This window comes from Kitasatospora sp. NE20-6 (genome assembly GCF_045862635.1).
The window spans coordinates 1-16,553 of record NZ_BPRL01000037.1 but is presented as its reverse complement, the minus strand read 5'-3'; the positions used below and the strand labels follow the sequence as shown (position 1 = coordinate 16,553).

The following is a 16,553-nucleotide window of genomic DNA, read 5'->3' as shown; positions in this document are numbered from 1 at the left end:
CATGGCCACCACGACACGCGGGCGCCCCGGCGTCGCCCTGGGGATCGCCGCCTGCACCGTGCTGCTCCTCGCGGTGCTCGCCCCGGGCGTGTTCACCGGCACCGGGCCGGATGCGGCCGACCCGGTGAACACCCTGCTGCCGCCCGGCGCCGGTCACTGGCTGGGCACCGACGAGAACGGCCGCGACATCTACGCCCGCGTGGTGCACGGCGCCCGGCCGTCCCTGCTGATCGGCGTCTCCGCCTCCGTCCTGGCGCTCGCCGCCGGCACGGTGACCGGCGTGTTCGCCGCCCAGGGCGGCCGGGCCGCCGACCGGCTGGTCGGACGGCTGCTGGACGTCATGATGTCCGTGCCCGGCGTCCTGCTGGTGCTGCTGGTGGTCGCGGTGCTCGGCACCGGCACCGGCAACCTCGTGACGGGCCTCGCCCTGGTCACGCTGCCCGGGTACGCCCGGCTGGTGCGCGCCGAGGTGCTGCGCATCCGCGGCTCCCAGTTCGTCGAGGCCGCCACCGTCCTCGGCTGGTCCAGGTTCCAGGTGGTCGTCCGGCACATCGTGCCCAACGCGGTCGGCCCCCTGCTGGCCCTCGCCACCGTCGGGGTCGGCGGCATGATCGTCACCGGATCGGCGCTCAGCTTCCTCGGCCTCGGTCCGCAGCCGCCGACCGCCGAGTGGGGCGCGATGCTCGCCGACAGCGGCGACTACGCCGAGGTCGCCTGGTGGACCGCGGTCTTCCCGGGGGCGGCGATCACCGTCGCCGTGCTGGCCCTCTCGGCCGTCGGGCAGTGGCTGCAGGACCGCGCCGAAGGGCGGGCGGCCCGATGAGCAGCGGCACCGGCACGAACACCGGCACCCGGCCCGGCCCGGACACCGTGACGGACCCCGGCACGGACACGGACGGCACCGGGGCCCCGCCGGTGGTCGAACTGCGCGGGCTCACCGTCTCCTTCCCCGGCCGCCGGACCGCCGTCCGGGCGGTACGCGGACTGTCGCTCACCGTACGGCCCGGCGAGAGCGTCGCCCTGGTCGGCGAATCCGGCTCGGGCAAGAGCGTCACCGCGCGCAGCCTGGTCGGCCTCGGCGGCCCCGGCGCGCGGGTCACCACGGAGGTGTTCCGGATCGACGGACGCGACGCCCGGGCACTGACCGACCGTCAGTGGCGGTCCCTGCGGGGACGCCGGATCGGCTTCGTGCTGCAGGACGCCCTGGTCTCGCTCGACCCGCTGCGCCGGGTCGGGGACGAGATCGCCGAAGCCCTGCACGCCCACCGCACCGTCCCGCGCGGCGACGTGCCCGGGCAGGTGCTCCGGCTGCTCGCGGACGCGGGAGTGCCCGCACCGGAGCTGCGCGCCCGGCAGTACCCGCACCAGCTCTCCGGCGGACTCCGCCAGCGGGCCCTGATCGCCTCCGCGATCGCCGCCGACCCCGCCCTGCTGATCGCCGACGAGCCCACCACCGCGCTGGACGTCACCGTGCAGGCGCAGATCCTCGACCTCCTCGCCGAACGGCGGCGGGCCGGCAGGGCCCTGCTGCTGATCAGCCACGACCTGGCCGTGGTGGCGAGGACCGCCGACCGGGTGCTGGTGATGAAGGACGGCGAGGTCGTCGAGGAGGGGCCCACCGCCGAGGTGCTGGCCGACCCCGGCCACCCGTACACCCGGCAGCTGCTGGCCGCCGTGCCGCAGCCGCACGCCCGCGGCACCCGGCTCTCCGGGCCACGCACCGGGACTCCGGTGCCGCGGCCCGCCGGGCCGGCCGAGGCACCGGTGGTGCTCGCCGCCCGGGGCGTCGGCAGGTCCTTCGCCGTGCCGGGACACGGCACGCTGACCGCGGTCGAGGACGTGTCGTTCACCCTGCGGGCCGGCCGGACCCTGGGGATCGTCGGCGAGTCCGGCTCGGGCAAGAGCACCCTGGGGCGGATCCTGCTCGGCCTCACCGCGCCCGACACGGGCTCCGTCGAGGTGGAGGGGCGGTCCTGGCACGGCCTGTCCGGCAGGGACCGGTGCGCGCTGCACCGGCGCGTCCAGGTCGTCCACCAGGACCCGCTGAGCAGTTTCGACCCCCGCTACACCGTCGCCCGGATCGTCGCCGAGCCGCTGGCCGCCATCGGCGTGCCGCGCGGCGAACGCTCCGGACGCGTCGCCGGACTGCTGGAGCAGGTGGGCCTCGGCCCGGAGCTGCTGCGGCGGCGCCCGCGGGAGCTGTCCGGCGGACAGCGCCAGCGGGTGGCGATCGCCCGGGCGCTGGCCCCCCGCCCCCGGGTCGTCGTCCTCGACGAGCCGGTGGCCGCGCTCGACGTCTCGGTCCAGGCGCAGGTGCTCGACCTCCTCGCCGACCTCCGGGCCGCACTCGGCGTCGCGTACGTCTTCATCTCCCACGACCTCGGCGTGGTGCACCACATCGGTGACGAGGTGCTGGTGATGAAGGACGGCCGGACGGTGGAGTCCGGCGACGTCGGCGAGGTCTTCGCCGCACCCCGGCACCCCTGCACCCGCGCACTGCTCGACGCCGTCCCCCGACTGGACGGCCCGTCCCCCGGAAGGGCCCATGAGCACCGGACGTGAACTCCATCTCAACCTCCACATGGTCGGCGGCGCCACGGGCGTGCACCCGGCCGCCTGGCGCGCACCCGGCTCCGACCCGCACGGCTTCGCGAAGACCGAGGCGTGGGTGGCGGCCGCACAGCTCGCCGAACGCGGCCTGATGGACGCCGTCTTCCTCTCCGACACGCCCGGCGTCTTCGGTGACATCGACTCCGGCCCGCACGGCGCCTACTACCTGGAGCCGACGCTCGTCCTGACCGCGATCGCCGCCGCCACCGAGCGGATCGGCCTGATCGCCACCGCCTCCACCACCTCCAACGAGCCCTACAACATCGCCCGCCGGTTCAAGTCGCTGGACGTCCTCAGCGGCGGCCGCGCCGGATGGAACGCCGTCACCACGTACATCCCGCAGGTGGCCGCCAACTTCGGCGGCAGCGGCCTCCCCCCGAGGACCGACCGCTACGCGCGCGCCGAGGAGTTCGTCGACGTGGTCAAGGCACTGTGGCGCAGCTGGGAACCGGAGGCGCTGGTCGCCGACGTGGAGACCGGGCGCTTCACCGATCCGCGCCGGCTGCGGCCGATAGACCACCACGGACGGCACTTCAGCGTGCGCGGGCCGCTGCCGCTGCCGCCGTCCGCGCAGGGCCACCCCCTCGTCGTCCAGGCCGGCGCCTCCGGACCGGGACGTGAACTGGCCGGACGCACCGCCGACGTGGTGTTCTCCGGCGCCGGAACACAGGACACGGCGCTGGCCTACGCCGCCGACGTACGGGCCCGGGCGGAACGGCACGGACGCGACCCGCGGTCGGTCAGGATCCTGCCCGGCCTCATGACCACCGTCGAGGACAGCCGCCGCGAGGCCCTCAGACGCCTGGACCGACTGGACCGGCTCGCCGGGCACGCCCCGTGGCGCGGGTCGCACATCGAGGCGGTCGGCACGCCCGAACACGTCGCGGACGTCGCCGAGGAGTGGTTCACCTCCGGCGCCGCCGACGGCTTCACGCTGATGCCGGACGTCTTCGCCGACGGGCTGCCCGCCTTCGTCGAGCTGGTGGTGCCGATCCTCCGGAAGCGCGGCATCTACCGCTCCGGCTACCGGGGGACGACACTGCGCGACCACTTCGGCCTGCCGCACCCCGACGACGCCGCGGCGGCGACGTGAGCGGCACCCGCCCGGGCGGCGTCCCGCCCGCCGTCCGGCCGGACCCCCTCACCCGCCCACCCTCCCGGCACGCCCGGGGCCACACCGTCAGGAAGCGCCCATGACCCGGTTCTCCGTCCTCGACCAGGGCCCACGACGGGCCGGCGTGAGCAGCGGCGAACTGCTCGGCGAAGCCGTCCGGCTCGCCCGGCACGTCGAGGACCTGGGCTTCGACCGGTACTGGGTGGCCGAGCACCACGCGCAGGCGGCCGTGGGCATCTCGGCGCCCGAGATCGTGGTCGCCCACCTCGCGGCCCGCACCACCCGGCTGCGCATCGGCGCGGGCGGCATGCTGCTGCCCAACCACGCACCACTGCACGTGGCCGAGCAGTTCCGCACCCTGGAAGCCCTGCACCCGGGCCGGATCGACCTCGGGATCGGCCGCTCCAGCGGCACCGGACACCCGCCCACCGCAGCCGCACTGCGGCGCTCCTCGCCCGCCCCGGAGACCTTCGCCGGACAGCTCGCCCAGCTCCTGGCGTTCGGCGGGCGGGGGGCGCTGCCGGCCGGGCACGAGCTCGGTTCCGTCCGGGCGGTACCGGACGACATACCGCTGCCGGAGGTGTTCCTGCTCGGCGGCAGCCCCTCCTCGGCCTCCGCGGCCGCCCGTCTCGGTCTGGGCTACGCCTACCTGGCGGCCTACCAGGACCCGGCCGGCGCCTTCGCGGCGCTGCGCCGCTACCGCGAGGAGTTCGTGCCCGCCCACGGGGGCTCCCGGCCGTGGGCGGTCCTCACCCTGACGGTGGTGGTGGGCCGGGACGACGCGCACGCCGAGGCGCTCGCCACCCCGTGGCGGCTCGCGCTGGCCCGGCACGCGGCGGGCAACTCCTCGCCCCTGCTGCCGGTCGAGGAGGCGCTGGCGTACCGGCCGACACCGGCCGAGCGGGCCGCGCAGGACGCGCTGCCGCTGAGCGACCTGCGCTCGGAGGTCGTCGGCGGCCCCGGGACGGTCGCGGCGAAGCTGAAGTCGTTCGTGGCCGCCTCCGGGGCCGACGAGGTGATGGTGGTGGCCAACACCTACGACCCGGCGGACCGGCGGGAGTCGTACACCCGGCTCGCCGAACTGACGGCGTGACGGCCGTGCGTCCTCCCCCCGCCTTCCCTTCCTCCTGTTTCCCTCCCTCGCCTTCCCTCCTTCCTGATTCCCTCCCTCCTGCCCGAAGGACAGACATGAGCCCCTCGCACGACACCGGTCGACCGGCCGGGGACCGGCTCGGCGGTCCGCTGGTCAGGCTGATCGTCGTCATGGCGCTGGCATCGGTCACCGCGACGCTCAACGCGACCATCGTCGGTGTGGGCCTCGCCCCACTGGCACGGGACTTCGGCACCACGCTGACCGGCGCCGAGTGGGTCATCACCGGCTACCTGCTGGCCGTGGCGGCCACCATCCCCGTGACCGGCTGGGCCGTGGACCGCTTCGGCGGCAAGCGGGTCTGGCTGGTCGGCCTGGTGCTCCACGCCCTCACCGCGGTCGGCTCGGCGCTGGCCTGGAACATCGGTTCGCTGGTGGTGTTCCGCATCCTGCAGGGGGTGGCCGCCGGCATCGTCGAGCCGGTCATGATGACGCTCACCGCCCGCGCCGCGGGCCCGGCCCGGCTCGGCAGGGTGATGGGCCTGCTGGCCCTGCCGATGACGCTGGGTCCGGTGATCGGCCCCGTGCTCGGCGGTGTCATCGCCGACAACCTGCACCGGAGCTGGCTCTTCCTGGTCAACGTGCCGATCGTGCTGGCCGCCCTGCTGTTCTCCTTCAAGGTCGTGCCCGCGGACGCCCCGGCGGAGGGCGAGCGCGCCACCTTCGACGTCCTCGGCACGCTGCTGCTCTGCCCCGGCTTCGCGATCCTGGTCTACGGCCTGTCGCAGACCGCCCACCAGGGGTTCGGCTCCGCCACGGTGATCGCCGCCCTGCTCGCGGGCGCCGCCCTGCTCGCCGGTTTCGTGGTGCACGCGCTCACCACCCGCCGCCAGCCGCTCGTCGACGTCCGGCTGTTCGCCGACCGGGGCTTCACCGCCGCCGTCCTTGCGATGGCCCTGACCGGCGCCGCGGTCTTCTCCCTGTACGTGCTGCTGCCGCTGTACCAGCAGCAGGTGCACGGCCGGAGCCTGATGGCCGGCGGTCTGCTGCTGGTCCCCTTCGGTGTGGGCACCTTCCTCGGCATGCCGCTGGCGGGGCGGCTCAGCGACCGCATCGGCGCCCGGCTGCTCGTCCCGCTCGGCGCGGCCCTGGTGGTGCTCGGTGTCCTGGGCCACGCGCTCTCCGACGGCTCGACCGGCCAGGCGCTGCTCGGCGTGTACGCGGTCCTGGCCGGCCTGGGTCTGGGCTGCGTCGGTGCACCGACGCTGGCGTCGCTCTACCGGACGGTGCCGCCGGAGAGGATCTCGGGCGCGACCGGCACGATGCTGTCGCTGAACCAGGTCGGCGGGTCGTTCGGCGTGGCCATGGTCGCGCTGCTCGTCCAGCGCGGGGTCGCGAACGGGGAGCCCGTACGGGACGCGTACTCCACCGCCTTCTGGTGGGAACTGGCGGTCACCGCGCTGATCGTGGTGGCCGGGCTCGCGCTGCCCGGCCGGCCGAAGCCCGTCGCCGGGCCGGCCGACGGGGCCCCCGCGCGGGAGGAGACCGCGCCGGCGGCGTCCTGACCGGCCGGCCTGTACGGGTGACCGGTACGGGCCGTCCGGCCGGTACGAGTGACCCCTGCGGGGCCGTCCGCCGGGCACGGCGGCCGGTGCGGGTGGGCCCGCACCGGCCGCCGCGGCGTCAGCGGGAGTGGATCCCGATCTCGTTCAGGGAGTACCGGTTGTCGGTGCCCCGTTCCAGCAGGGTGATCCGCACGTGGCGGGCGTCGGTCGGGGCGAAGGGCCGGTTCTCCAGGCCGCCCCGGCTGTCGGTGGTGGCGTACACCGTGCGCCAGGTCGTGCCGTCGGAGGAGACCTCGATCCGGTAGGACTTCGCGTACTGGTCGGACCAGTTCAGCACGGCCCGGCCGACCCGGCGGACGGCGCCCAGGTCGACACTGATCCAGGCGGTCGCCACGGTCTTGCTGGCCCAGCGGCTGCCGGGGTCGCCGTCGACGGCCTTGCCCGGCGGGTAGGAGACGACGACGGCGTTCTGGTAGTCGGAGGCGGTGGCCTTCGCCCCGGCGGCGAGGTTCGCGAGGTCGTCGGTGCGGCGGGCCGGGAACTCCACCACCTGCTGGTAGGTGGGCCGGTTCTGCCAGGCGATGCGGGGCACGGTGATGCCGCCCATCGCCCGGTGCACGATGGAGTCGGCGCAGACCTGGTCGCCCGCGCCGCAGTACTTGTCGGCGGGGTAGGTGGTGGTCGCGGGGGTCGCCGCGGCGGCGGTGAGCGTGTCGAGGAGCACCTGCCGGCAGGCCGTCAGGGAGCCTCCGCCGCAGTACGGGCGGTCCAGCGGGCCGCGGACGGTCTGTCCGAGGACGCCACGGACGTCCTTGCTGACGTACGACCACCAGCCGTGCTGGAACGCGGAGCCCTTGTGCGCCTCGCCCGCGGCGATGCTGCTGCCGGAACTCCCGCTGCCCTGCTGCCCGTTGGAGGGTGATTCGTTGATCTGCGCGACGGCGGTCAGCGCCCGGTAGAGGCCGTCGCCGAGCGCGGGCCGGAACTCTCCCTCGACCAGCAGCGGCCACCAGGCGTCCAGCAGGCGGATCGCCTCCGCGTCGGCGTAGACGCCGTCGCCCTTCGCGGCCTCGCGCCGGTGCGAGCCGGACGCCTGCCAGGCGCGGAGCTTCGCCACGGCGGCGGCCTGCCCGGGGTCGGTGACCGGTGCCGCGTCGATGACGCGCAGCAGGTCGGGCAGGACGCGTTCGGCCCGCAGGTCGACGGCGGCGGCGTCCTCCATGGCGGTGACGAGGTCGGCACGGGTCACCGCGCCGCGCCGGGTGAGGTCGGCGACCCGCCGGTCGAGCGTGTCGGCGCGGTGCACGGCGCCGTTGCCCCAGGCGGAGGTGAAGCCGGGAGCCTGCTTGTTGTTCCAGCTGACGTAGTAGTCCTGGTCGGTGGAGTGCGGGTGCTGCGCCGGGGGCGCGACGGCCGAGGTGTTGGCGGTGCGGTCCCAGCCCTGCCAGGTGTAGGCCGGGCCGGCGAGGATCGGCAGGTCCGGGTCGGTGCCCGCGGCCCGCACCGGGTCGGTGCCGGAGTTGTAGTACGCGGTGTGGTCGGCGTCCGCGTAGAACCAGTTGAAGGTGTAGCCGACGTCCTGGGCGGCCTGCTGGAACGCCGCCGCGGAGGTGATCGCCGCCGGGTCGTTGAACTCCTGGAAGCCGATGACGGAGTCCAGGTCGTGCCGGTAGGTGGCGCGCAGCGCGGTGTACGCGACCGGCCGGCCGGCGACGGTGCCGGTGTGGGTGACCAGGCCGTACGCGGAGCGCAGCGTCACCAGGTCGTAGGCGCCCGCGGCGGTGGCGTCGGCGGTCGACGGCGCCCAGGCGTTGTGCCGGGTGAGGGTCTCGAACGGCGTGCAGGTGCCGTCGAGGAGGTAACTGCGGGAGGCGGTCGTGGGTGCGGCGCCGGACGCCTCGCAGAGGTCGACGGCGAAGGTGTCGGTGATGTCCTGGTTGGCGGAGGTCGCGCTCCAGGCGTAGTCGGGCCCGCGGCCGATCTCCACGTAGAAGCTGAGGCCGGGGAAGGACGCCCCGCGGGTGCGCAGGCCGGGCCCGTCGAGTTCCTGCACCATGAGGATCTGCGGCGCGTAGTAGCCGGTCTGCGGGCCGAAGACGGCGATCGGGTGGCCGGAGGCGGTGTGCGCGCCGGAGACGAGGAGGGCGTTCGACATGCCCTTCTTCGCGGTGATGAGGTCGGCGGGCAGCACGCCCTCCGCCGTGGCCGCGGCGGCCTGCGCGGCCGTCGCGGTGGCGCCGGTGCCCGTGCCGTTGCGGGCGTGCGCGTAGGCGGTGACCGAGCCGGCGTCCGGGAGTGCGGTGCCGACCGGGGCGGCGGGCGAGGCCGCGTACGGGAACGCCGTGCCGTCGTGCACGGTGGCGGTGGCCTCGGGGTCGTCCCCGGAGCGCCAGGCGGCGTAGGCGCGGTCGCCGTCGGCGGTGCCGTAGCGCTGGCGGAACGCCAGCCGGGCGAGGGCGTTCTCGACCTCGCCGCCGCCGCCCCCTCCGAAGATCGCGCCGATGACCGAGGAGACCGCGACGACGTCGGTCGCGGTGAAGGGCTGCACGGTGGAGCCGTGGCCGGTCAGCACGTACTCGCCGGGGTAGGTGTCGGCGGCGACGTCGGCGGCGGCGAAGGCGTTCAGCCCGGCCACGTAGTCCTGGATGTCCTGGTACGCCTGCGCGCCGCGGCCGCCGGACGCCCGGACCCGGTCGAGCTGCTGCTGGAGGTCCGCCTCGGTGTACGGGGCGACGGCCCACAGGCTCTGCTCCAGCGCCCGGTTGCCGGCGGCACCGCCGGCGAACGACGAGAGCTCGCCGCGTCCGACGTGGCGCAGCACGTCGATCAGCCAGAGGCGGTCCTGCCCGGCGGCGTAGCCGGCGCCGAACTCGGTGTCGGCCCGGGTGGTGCCCTTGATGTGCGGGGTGCCGGTGGCCTTGTCGCGGGTGATGGTGACGCCGGGCCGCGGGGAGAGGGTGCTCTCGACCTGCCCGGCGGCCACGCCGAACGAGGCGTCGTTGAAGTAGGCGGCGAGCTGGTCGTCCGTCAGCCCGGAGTAGTCGTGCAGGAGGTTGTCGTACCGCTCGACCTGGTCGGCCGAGTGGGCGGGCCGGGTGCCGACGCTCTGGTGCAGGAGGATCCCGGCGAGGGTGGCGTGGCCGTTCTCGCCCGCGGTGAGGATGTCCTGGCACTGGCCCAGGCACGGGTCACCGGGCGCGGGCGCCGGGCCTGCGGCGGCCTGCGCGGGCAGCGCGGCCGCGCCGCCGGCGAGCAGGGCGACGGCGGTCAGGGCCGAGACGGCGGCCGAGCGGAGCGACCGCCGGGTGCGGCCCGGACCGCCGGAGCGGCGGGTCCGGGCGGCCTGCGCCGGAACAGGGGCTGGAGCTGGGGGCACCGGAGCCTCTTCCTTGGGTGTGGGGGCTGGCATGCACACCCGGGAACGGGTGCACGCGAACGCTAGACCCGCTCCCCTACCTGTCGGTAGATCCGCACCGCAATCCGCCATGGGACCGCAACAGCGCTGACACACAAGGGGCTTGAGTGGAAGTCCGGAACCTCCGGGGCGATGCCGGGACGACGCCGGGGCGATGCCGGGGGCGTGTCGGCGCGCCCCCGGCCCCGCGTCAGATCCGGAAGATCGACCCGACGAACTCGGACAGCAGCCGCTCCTTGAGCGGCCCCGGCAGGGCGTCGAGCAGCACGAGCACCGGGGCCATCCGGCCGGGCAGGCCGCCCTGCGGGTCGAGCCCGGCGAAGGCCAGCACCCCGGCGACCTCCTCCGGTCCGAGGGCCGCGGGGTCGAGGCCGGCCGCGAGCTCGGCCAGCGCCGGGTCGACGGCGACCGGCGGCAGGGTGCGGGCGGCCTTGAGGGCGTCCGCCAGGTCGGCGAGCAGGTCCTCCACCCGGTCGGCGGTGGCCGGGGTGAGGGTCAGGTGCAGGTTGGGCGGCAGGCCGTCGTACGACAGCTGCGGCTGGAGGTACCAGCCGCGTTCGCGCATCTCGTCGGCGAGGTGCAGCAGCAGGCTGAGGTCGGGCCGCCCGTCCGGGCCGTCCAGGGTGAGGGCGACCAGCCCGGCCGCCGGGTCGCCGAGCACCCGGACGCCGGGGGTGGCCCGCAGGCCGGCCAGCAGGCGGTCGGAGGCGTCCGCGACCCGGGCGGCGAGCGCGGTGTAACCGTCCTCGCCGACGTGCCGCAGCACCGCCCAGGCCTGGGCGAGCAGCCCGCCGGACTTCGTGCCCTGCACGGTGGGGTTGACGACCGGGTATCCGGGCCAGCCCGCGTGCGCGAAGTACTGGTGGCGGCGCAGCTCGGCGTCCCGGTAGAGGACCACGGAGGCGCCCTTGTCGGCGTAGCCGTACTTGTGCAGGTCGACGGAGAGCGAGGTGACGCCCGGCACGGACAGGTCGAACGCGGGCACCTCGCGGCCGGCGCGGCGCAGGTAGGGCAGGATCCAGCCGCCGATGCACGCGTCGACGTGGCAGAGCACGCCGCGGGCGGCGGCCGCGGCGGCGATCTCCGCCACCGGGTCGACGACGCCGTGGGCGTACGAGGGGGTGGAGGCGACGACCAGCACCGTCCGGTCGTCGGTCGCGGCGGCCATGGCGCCGGCGTCGGCCCGGTACGTCGCAGGGTCGACGGGCACGACGACGGCCTCGACGCCCAGGTAGGCGGCGGCCTTGTGGAAGGCGGCGTGGGCGGTCGACGGCAGCACCATGCGCGGGGCCGTCACCCCGCGGGTGGCACGGGCGTGGTCGCGGGCGGTCTTCACGGCGAGCAGGATGCTCTCGGTGCCGCCGCTGGTGAAGGTGCCCTGCGCGCCGGGGGCACCCAGCACCGCGGCGACCGCGGCCACGATGTCGTTCTCCAGCCGGGCGACGGACGGGAAGACCGTCATGTCGAGGCCGTTGACGGTGGCGTAGGCGGTGTACGCGGCGGCGGCCAGGGCGTCCAGGCCCTCCAGCCCGGCGTCGTACACGTAGGCGAAGGTGCGGCCGCCGCGGGTCGGCGCGTCGTCGCCGCGCAGGGCCCGCAGCTCCGCCAGGACGTCGTCCGCGGGGCGGCCGGGCGGGAGGGCGCCGGCGGGGGTGTGGTCAGCGGGCACGGGTGGTTCCGTTCTCGGGTGCAGGGGTGGTGGCGGCGGGCAGGGGACCGGTGCCGGGCAGGGGGTCGGTGCCGGGCAGACGGTCGGTGCCGGGGAGACGGTCGGTGCCGGGCAGGGGGCCGGTGCCGGGGAGACGGTCGGTGCCGGGCAGGGGGCCGGTGCCGGGCAGGGGGTGCGCGGGTTCGGCGCGGTAGCGGCGGAGCAGCAGCAGGCTGGCCGCCGCGAGCAGGGCGGGCACCAGGCCGGTGCCGGCCGTGATGGCGGCGAGGGCGGTGTCCGGCTGGGTGCTGCGGTGCGCGGCGTCCGACGCGTGGAACCCGCTCAGGGCGAGCACCGCGGCGAACACCCCGGCGCCCACGGCGAGCGCCAGCGTCTCCGCAGCCGTCCACAGCCCGGTGAACGTCGCGGCGCGGCGGCTGCCGGTGCGTTCGGCGTCGGCGGCCAGGGTGTCGGCGAGCATCGTCAGCGGCAGCAGCTGCAGGCCCGCGTACGCGACGCCCACCGCGGCCGCCGCCGCGTAGCCCAGCCACGCCCCGGCCGCGCCGGTCAGCGCCAGCGCCGCGCACGCCACCACGAACAGCACCGTCGCGCAGCCCTGCGCGTACGCCGTGCCGCGGCTGCGCGCGAGCCGGTTCCACAGCGGCATGACCAGCACCAGCGGGCCGATCATCGCCGCGAAGAGCGGGGTGACCGCCGACGGCGAGCCGAGCGTGTACGTCGCGAAGTACTGCACCCCGGCGAGCATCACGCCCACCGCCAGCGCCTGCACCGCCCACATGCCGAGCAGGTGGCGGAACGGCCGGTTGTCGCGGACGGCGGCGAGCTGCGCCCGCAGCGACGGCTCCGTCCGGCTGCGCGCCACGGCCGGTGCTCCCCGGGTCGCGTGCCAGGCGCCGAACATGCCGACCGCCAGCAGGCCCGCGACCGCCACGCCCATCAGCCGGTAGCCGTCCGCCGTGTCGCCGCCCGCGTGCGCGAGCGCCGGTGCCACGGCCCCGGAGAGCAGGATCGCCGCCCCCAGGAAGCCCACCCGCCAGCCCAGCATCCGGCCGCGCTCCGCCTCGTCCTCCGTCATCTCGGCGGGCATCGTCACGTACGGCACCTGGAACACCGCGTACGCCGTCGCCGCCAGCAGGAACACCACGGCGACGTACCCGGCCGCCGCGGCACCGCGCAGCGGCGGCGCGGCGAAGAGCAGCGCGAACAGCGGCGGCAGCGTGCACGCCCCGATCAGCAGGAACGGCCGGCGCGGCCCCCACCGCCACCGGCTGCGGTCGGACACCGCACCCACCAGCGGGTTGACCAGCACGTCCCACGCCTTCGGCAGGAACACCGCCGCGCCCGCCACCGCCGCCGGCACCGCCAGCACGTCGGTCAGGTAGTAGAGCAGGATCAGGCCCGGCACCGTGCCGAAGGTGCCCGTGCACAGCGAGCCGATGCCGTAGCCGATCCGCACCCGGGCGGGCAGCGGTCCGGCCGCGGGGGCGGGCAGCGGTGCGGCCGCGGGGGCGCTCACCGGGCCCTGCCCGCGGGAACGAGCGCGCGGAAGCGGGGCAGCACCTCCTCGCCGACCCGGTACGCCTCCTCCAGGTGCGGGTAGCCCGAGAGCACGAACTCGTCGATGCCCAGCGCCGCGTACTCGGCCAGCCGTTCCGCCACCTCGTCGTGCGAGCCGACGAGCGCCGTCCCCGCGCCCTCCCGGACGAGCCCGACGCCCGCCCACAGGTTCGGGGCGATCTCCAGGGACGCGGCGTCCGCCCGCCCGCCGTGCAGGGCGGCCATCCGGGCCTGCCCGGTCGAGTCCATCGCGGCGAACCGCTGCTGGGTGGCCCGGACGGCCGCCGGGTCCATCCGGTCCAGCATCCGCCCGGCCTCCGCCCACGCCTCCGCCGCGGTGTCACGCGCGATCACGTGGATGCGCAGCCCGTGCCGCAGCACCCGGCCGGCCTGCGCCGCCAGACCGTCGAGGCGCGCGATCCGGGCGGCGAGCGCCTGCGGCGGCTCCCCCCAGTACAGCTGCACGTCGGCGCGGCGCGCGGAGACCGCCTCGGCGGCCGGGCTGGCACCGCCGAAGTACAGCGGCACCGGGTGCTCGGTCGCGGGGTCCACGAGGGCGGCCCCCTCGGTGCGGACGTACCGGCCCTCGACGTCGCCGCTCCGGCCCTCCAGCAGCTCCCGCAGCACCGCCATCACCTCGTCGGTGCGGTCGTAGCGCTCGTCGTGCGCGAGGCGGTCGCCGTACGCCCGCTGCTCGACCGGATCCCCGCCGGTCACCACGTTGAGCCGCAGCCGGCCCCCGGCGAAGCGGCGGAAGGCGTCCGCCTGCTGCGCCAGCAGCGTCGGGCTGGCGAACCCGGGGCGGAACGCCACCAGGAAGCCGATCCGCTCGGTGTGCTGGGCGACGGCCGTCGCGATGATCCACGGGTCGACGCACCCCAGGCCGACCGGGGCGAGCAGCGCCGTGAACCCGGCCTGCTCGGCCGCGCGGGCCACCTGGGTGAGGTAGCCGACGTCGGCGCGGCGGCGGGTCGCGGCGAGCGTGCGGCCCTGCACGGACGTCACCCCGCCGGGGTCGCGTCCGTCGCCGCCGGTCGGCAGGAACCAGTGGAACACCGGCTCACCACGCAGGGCGGGCTCGTCTCCGGGCACGGGAACTCCTCACCGGGCGGTGCGCGGGCGGCACACCCCGGGTACACGGGACCGGCCGGAACGGCCGGCGGGAAGAGACAGGGAAGGGAGGGGTGACGCACCGGCGCGGAACCCGCGGCGCACGGCTCACCCCGGCGACCGGCACGGCACCCGCCGGTCGGGACCGCCCGTCAGACGGCGGGACGGCGACGGACGGCGGGACGACCGGAGAGGCCCGGACGACAGGAGAAGCCGGGGCGACAGGAGAGGCCGGCGCGACAGGAGAGGCCGGCGCGACAGGAACACGACGGACAGGGCACCGGACAGCCGCCCTCGCCACCGGACCGGTGCACGAAGGACTCGCTGGCTGCAAGGACGCCTGACATGGCACAGATCATGAACGACAACCCACCCCGCCCACAAGGGCCGGCGGGAAGAGCCGCCTGCCCGGCCGGCCGCCGGGATCGGCAGGCGGGCCTGCGCCTCTGCAACCCTGCAGACCTGCGGCCCTGCCCGGAAGAGGAGTCGGCCTTGCGTCACCTGTCGAGGGGCGCACCCGTCAGACGGGTTTGACGGCGAAGAGCTCCAGGTGTCCGCACGACGGGCAGCGGAAGGCGTCGATCTGCCAGCGCGGGCGGCCCAGGCGCTTGGCCCCGCCGAAGATGCCGCGTTCCAGGGCACCCGCGATCCAGCGCGCGTACCCGCGGGAGCCCTCACCGGTGTCCTCGACGAAGCCCTGCTCCAGACCGGGGACACCGCACTGCGTGCACTTGAGGTTCTCCACGCCACCGAGTGTAGGAGGCGCATGCGACAGGTGTACGAGTGATCGGCGGACAGGGCGGCGGGCGGGCGGGGCCGCGGTCCCTCCGTCACCGGGGCCGGGCGGCACGGCAGTTCGCCACCGGCGGGTCGGACCATGACCGATGTCGGGGTGCCGGGGTGGCGGGTGTCGGGCCGGGGTCGGGGCCGGAGGGGCCTGCGTGCAGGACGGTCTCCCCGGGTTCGACGATCCGGCCGGCCGCGGGATGCCGCGGACGGCTTCCCGGTTCAGCCGACCGGGGTGGCCGACCGGGAGGGTCCGTCCGGGGCCGCCGCGCGTCGCCTGCTCCGGCGGCCCTGCATCCACGCCGCCGCCAGTGCGACGGCACCCGCGACGGCGAGCAGCAGCCCGACACCCGCCTGCACCACGAGCGCCCGGGCCTTCCGGCCGGCCGCCCCGTCCACCAGGCCGCCGGTCGACCACACCGCGAGGCCCCGCACCGAGGTCTCGGGCACCAGGCCGTCCCCGTCGGCGAGGACGTGCTGCGGCACCTGCTCGCCGGCCGTCTCCCCCCGGTTGTCGCCGAGCACGAAGAGCTGGTGCGGCCCCACGGTGACGTCGAAGTCGATGGAGGTGCCGCGTACGTAGGGCTCGTCCATCGCTGCGCCGTTGCGCCGTATGCCGTCCTCGGAGCAGCAGTAGAGCCGGTCGTCGGCATGCCCCAGGATCCGCTTGAACACGGGGCCGTCCATGGCGGCACGGCCGGCGTCCAGGAGCACGACACCGCCGTCCTGCACGGTCACCGTGTCCGCGACCAGCACCCGGTCGCCCGGTTCCAGGAGCGGCATCATCGCCCTGCTGCGGACGGTGTACACGTGGTAGTCGCCCGCCAGGTGCCGTGCCGCGTCGGCCGCGACGGCGCCGCCGGCCACCAGCACCGCAGCCGCCGACCAGACCACGGCCCGCCGCCCCCGGATCCCCCGCCGCACCATCCCGCACCACTCCGTCCTCGACGCCGTTCGCACACCTGCACGCACCCTGCGCGCACCCGGGCATGCCCCGGCACCGACGCGGGGCATCCTACCGATCATCACACTGCCACCTGGGGAACGGCGGTGGACGCCCCGGGCAGGCGGTCGGCAGCCTCCCCCACGCCGCCGACCCGTCCCCTCCCCCTCCCCGTGAACGGCTTCGGCCGGTGCCGATCCGGAGGGATTCATTCCGGTCAGGTGGGGGTCGTGCGAAGTGGCGACCCGCAGTGCCGCCCGCTGCGCGTCCCGCCGTAGGATCGTGCGCTCGACGGGTCGACGGTCGCATCCGGCCGCACAGGGCCGGGTGACCACGGTCGTGGTCGTACGGGGACGGGGACGGGGCAGTTTCGGTGGTGCAGCAGCGGATCACGGCCGGCGGGCGCAGCCTGCCGCTCCACGGCCGCTCGACGGCATCCGCGCCGCACACCCGCAGGCCTGACCGGCCCGCGCCGACCTGTTGACCGCTCGTCTTCTGCCCTGGCCCGGACGGCCACGGGATTCCGCAAGGGGGAACTGACTCGTGTCGTTGATGCTGCCGGACGGTGTCGAGTGGGTCCTGGAGATGCTCGGCTTCGACTGGCCGAAGGCGGACGAGGACAAGCTGCGTGAGTGCGCCCAGGTGTGGCGTGACTTCGCGGATCAGGTCGACGAGCTCAACTACCGTGCTCTGA

The 16,553-nt window shown here is 75.7% G+C and carries 11 protein-coding genes; 5 read left to right on the top strand and 6 right to left on the bottom strand.

Features of this window, described 5'->3' with window-relative positions; all coding sequences use genetic code 11:
- The first annotated feature begins 1 nt into the window (after nucleotide 1).
- The 5 genes from SNE206_RS23725 to SNE206_RS23705 all read left to right on the top strand — a co-directional run bounded on the left by SNE206_RS23725 (nucleotide 2) and on the right by SNE206_RS23705 (nucleotide 6,379).
- Entirely contained in the window at nucleotides 2-823 is an 822-nt protein-coding gene (locus SNE206_RS23725; RefSeq protein WP_407915509.1) for an ABC transporter permease, read from the top strand.
- On the top strand, nucleotides 820-2,562 hold the full coding sequence (locus SNE206_RS23720) for a dipeptide ABC transporter ATP-binding protein (protein WP_407915508.1): 1,743 nt from the start codon (nucleotides 820-822) through the stop codon (nucleotides 2,560-2,562). The genes SNE206_RS23725 and SNE206_RS23720 overlap by 4 nt, the downstream gene beginning before the upstream one ends.
- Nucleotides 2,546-3,703, top strand: a complete 1,158-nt coding sequence (locus SNE206_RS23715) for an NtaA/DmoA family FMN-dependent monooxygenase (protein ID WP_407915507.1) — start codon at nucleotides 2,546-2,548, stop codon at nucleotides 3,701-3,703. Before SNE206_RS23720 ends, SNE206_RS23715 begins: the two co-directional genes overlap by 17 nt.
- 100 nt (nucleotides 3,704-3,803) lie before the next feature.
- The gene (locus tag SNE206_RS23710; RefSeq protein ID WP_407915506.1) at nucleotides 3,804-4,817 is read left to right on the top strand and encodes an MsnO8 family LLM class oxidoreductase; all 1,014 of its coding nucleotides are present in this window, start codon (nucleotides 3,804-3,806) and stop codon (nucleotides 4,815-4,817) included.
- Between the two features lie 95 nt (nucleotides 4,818-4,912).
- Complete coding sequence (locus tag SNE206_RS23705; protein ID WP_407915505.1) at nucleotides 4,913-6,379, top strand: DHA2 family efflux MFS transporter permease subunit; 1,467 nt, start codon at nucleotides 4,913-4,915, stop codon at nucleotides 6,377-6,379.
- A gap of 118 nt (nucleotides 6,380-6,497) precedes the next feature.
- On the opposite strand, the gene SNE206_RS23700 is transcribed toward SNE206_RS23705, so the two are convergent.
- From SNE206_RS23700 to SNE206_RS23675, 6 genes are all read right to left on the bottom strand, one after another.
- Nucleotides 6,498-9,755 (bottom strand): penicillin acylase family protein, encoded by a 3,258-nt coding sequence (locus SNE206_RS23700; RefSeq protein ID WP_407915504.1) that lies wholly within the window; start codon nucleotides 9,753-9,755, stop codon nucleotides 6,498-6,500.
- Between the two features lie 229 nt (nucleotides 9,756-9,984).
- A complete protein-coding gene (locus SNE206_RS23695; RefSeq protein ID WP_407915503.1) occupies nucleotides 9,985-11,463 on the bottom strand; it encodes a pyridoxal phosphate-dependent decarboxylase family protein in 1,479 nt (492 codons plus the stop codon).
- Nucleotides 11,453-12,979, bottom strand: coding sequence for an MFS transporter (locus SNE206_RS23690; RefSeq protein WP_407915502.1), 1,527 nt, complete (start codon nucleotides 12,977-12,979; stop codon nucleotides 11,453-11,455). Before SNE206_RS23690 ends, SNE206_RS23695 begins: the two co-directional genes overlap by 11 nt.
- Complete coding sequence (locus SNE206_RS23685; RefSeq protein WP_407915501.1) at nucleotides 12,976-14,112, bottom strand: LLM class flavin-dependent oxidoreductase; 1,137 nt, start codon at nucleotides 14,110-14,112, stop codon at nucleotides 12,976-12,978. Before SNE206_RS23685 ends, SNE206_RS23690 begins: the two co-directional genes overlap by 4 nt.
- Nucleotides 14,113-14,650: 538 nt before the next feature.
- Entirely contained in the window at nucleotides 14,651-14,875 is a 225-nt protein-coding gene (locus SNE206_RS23680; protein ID WP_407915500.1) for a hypothetical protein, read from the bottom strand.
- 263 nt (nucleotides 14,876-15,138) lie between these two features.
- Nucleotides 15,139-15,843 carry a S26 family signal peptidase gene (locus tag SNE206_RS23675; RefSeq protein ID WP_407915499.1) on the bottom strand — a complete coding sequence of 235 codons (705 nt, stop codon included), beginning with the start codon at nucleotides 15,841-15,843 and terminating at the stop codon, nucleotides 15,139-15,141.
- Nucleotides 15,844-16,553 lie beyond the last annotated feature (710 nt).

Bases quoted from the DNA above. Each gene is read 5' to 3' on its own strand.
- SNE206_RS23705 (WP_407915505.1), top strand. From the start codon at position 4,913: ATGAGCCCCTCGCACGACACCGGTCGACCGGCCGGGGACCGGCTCGGC.
- SNE206_RS23675 (WP_407915499.1), bottom strand. From the start codon at position 15,843: ATGGTGCGGCGGGGGATCCGGGGGCGGCGGGCCGTGGTCTGGTCGGCG.
- SNE206_RS23715 (WP_407915507.1), top strand. From the start codon at position 2,546: ATGAGCACCGGACGTGAACTCCATCTCAACCTCCACATGGTCGGCGGC.
- SNE206_RS23725 (WP_407915509.1), top strand. From the start codon at position 2: ATGGCCACCACGACACGCGGGCGCCCCGGCGTCGCCCTGGGGATCGCC.
- SNE206_RS23720 (WP_407915508.1), top strand. From the start codon at position 820: ATGAGCAGCGGCACCGGCACGAACACCGGCACCCGGCCCGGCCCGGAC.
- SNE206_RS23710 (WP_407915506.1), top strand. From the start codon at position 3,804: ATGACCCGGTTCTCCGTCCTCGACCAGGGCCCACGACGGGCCGGCGTG.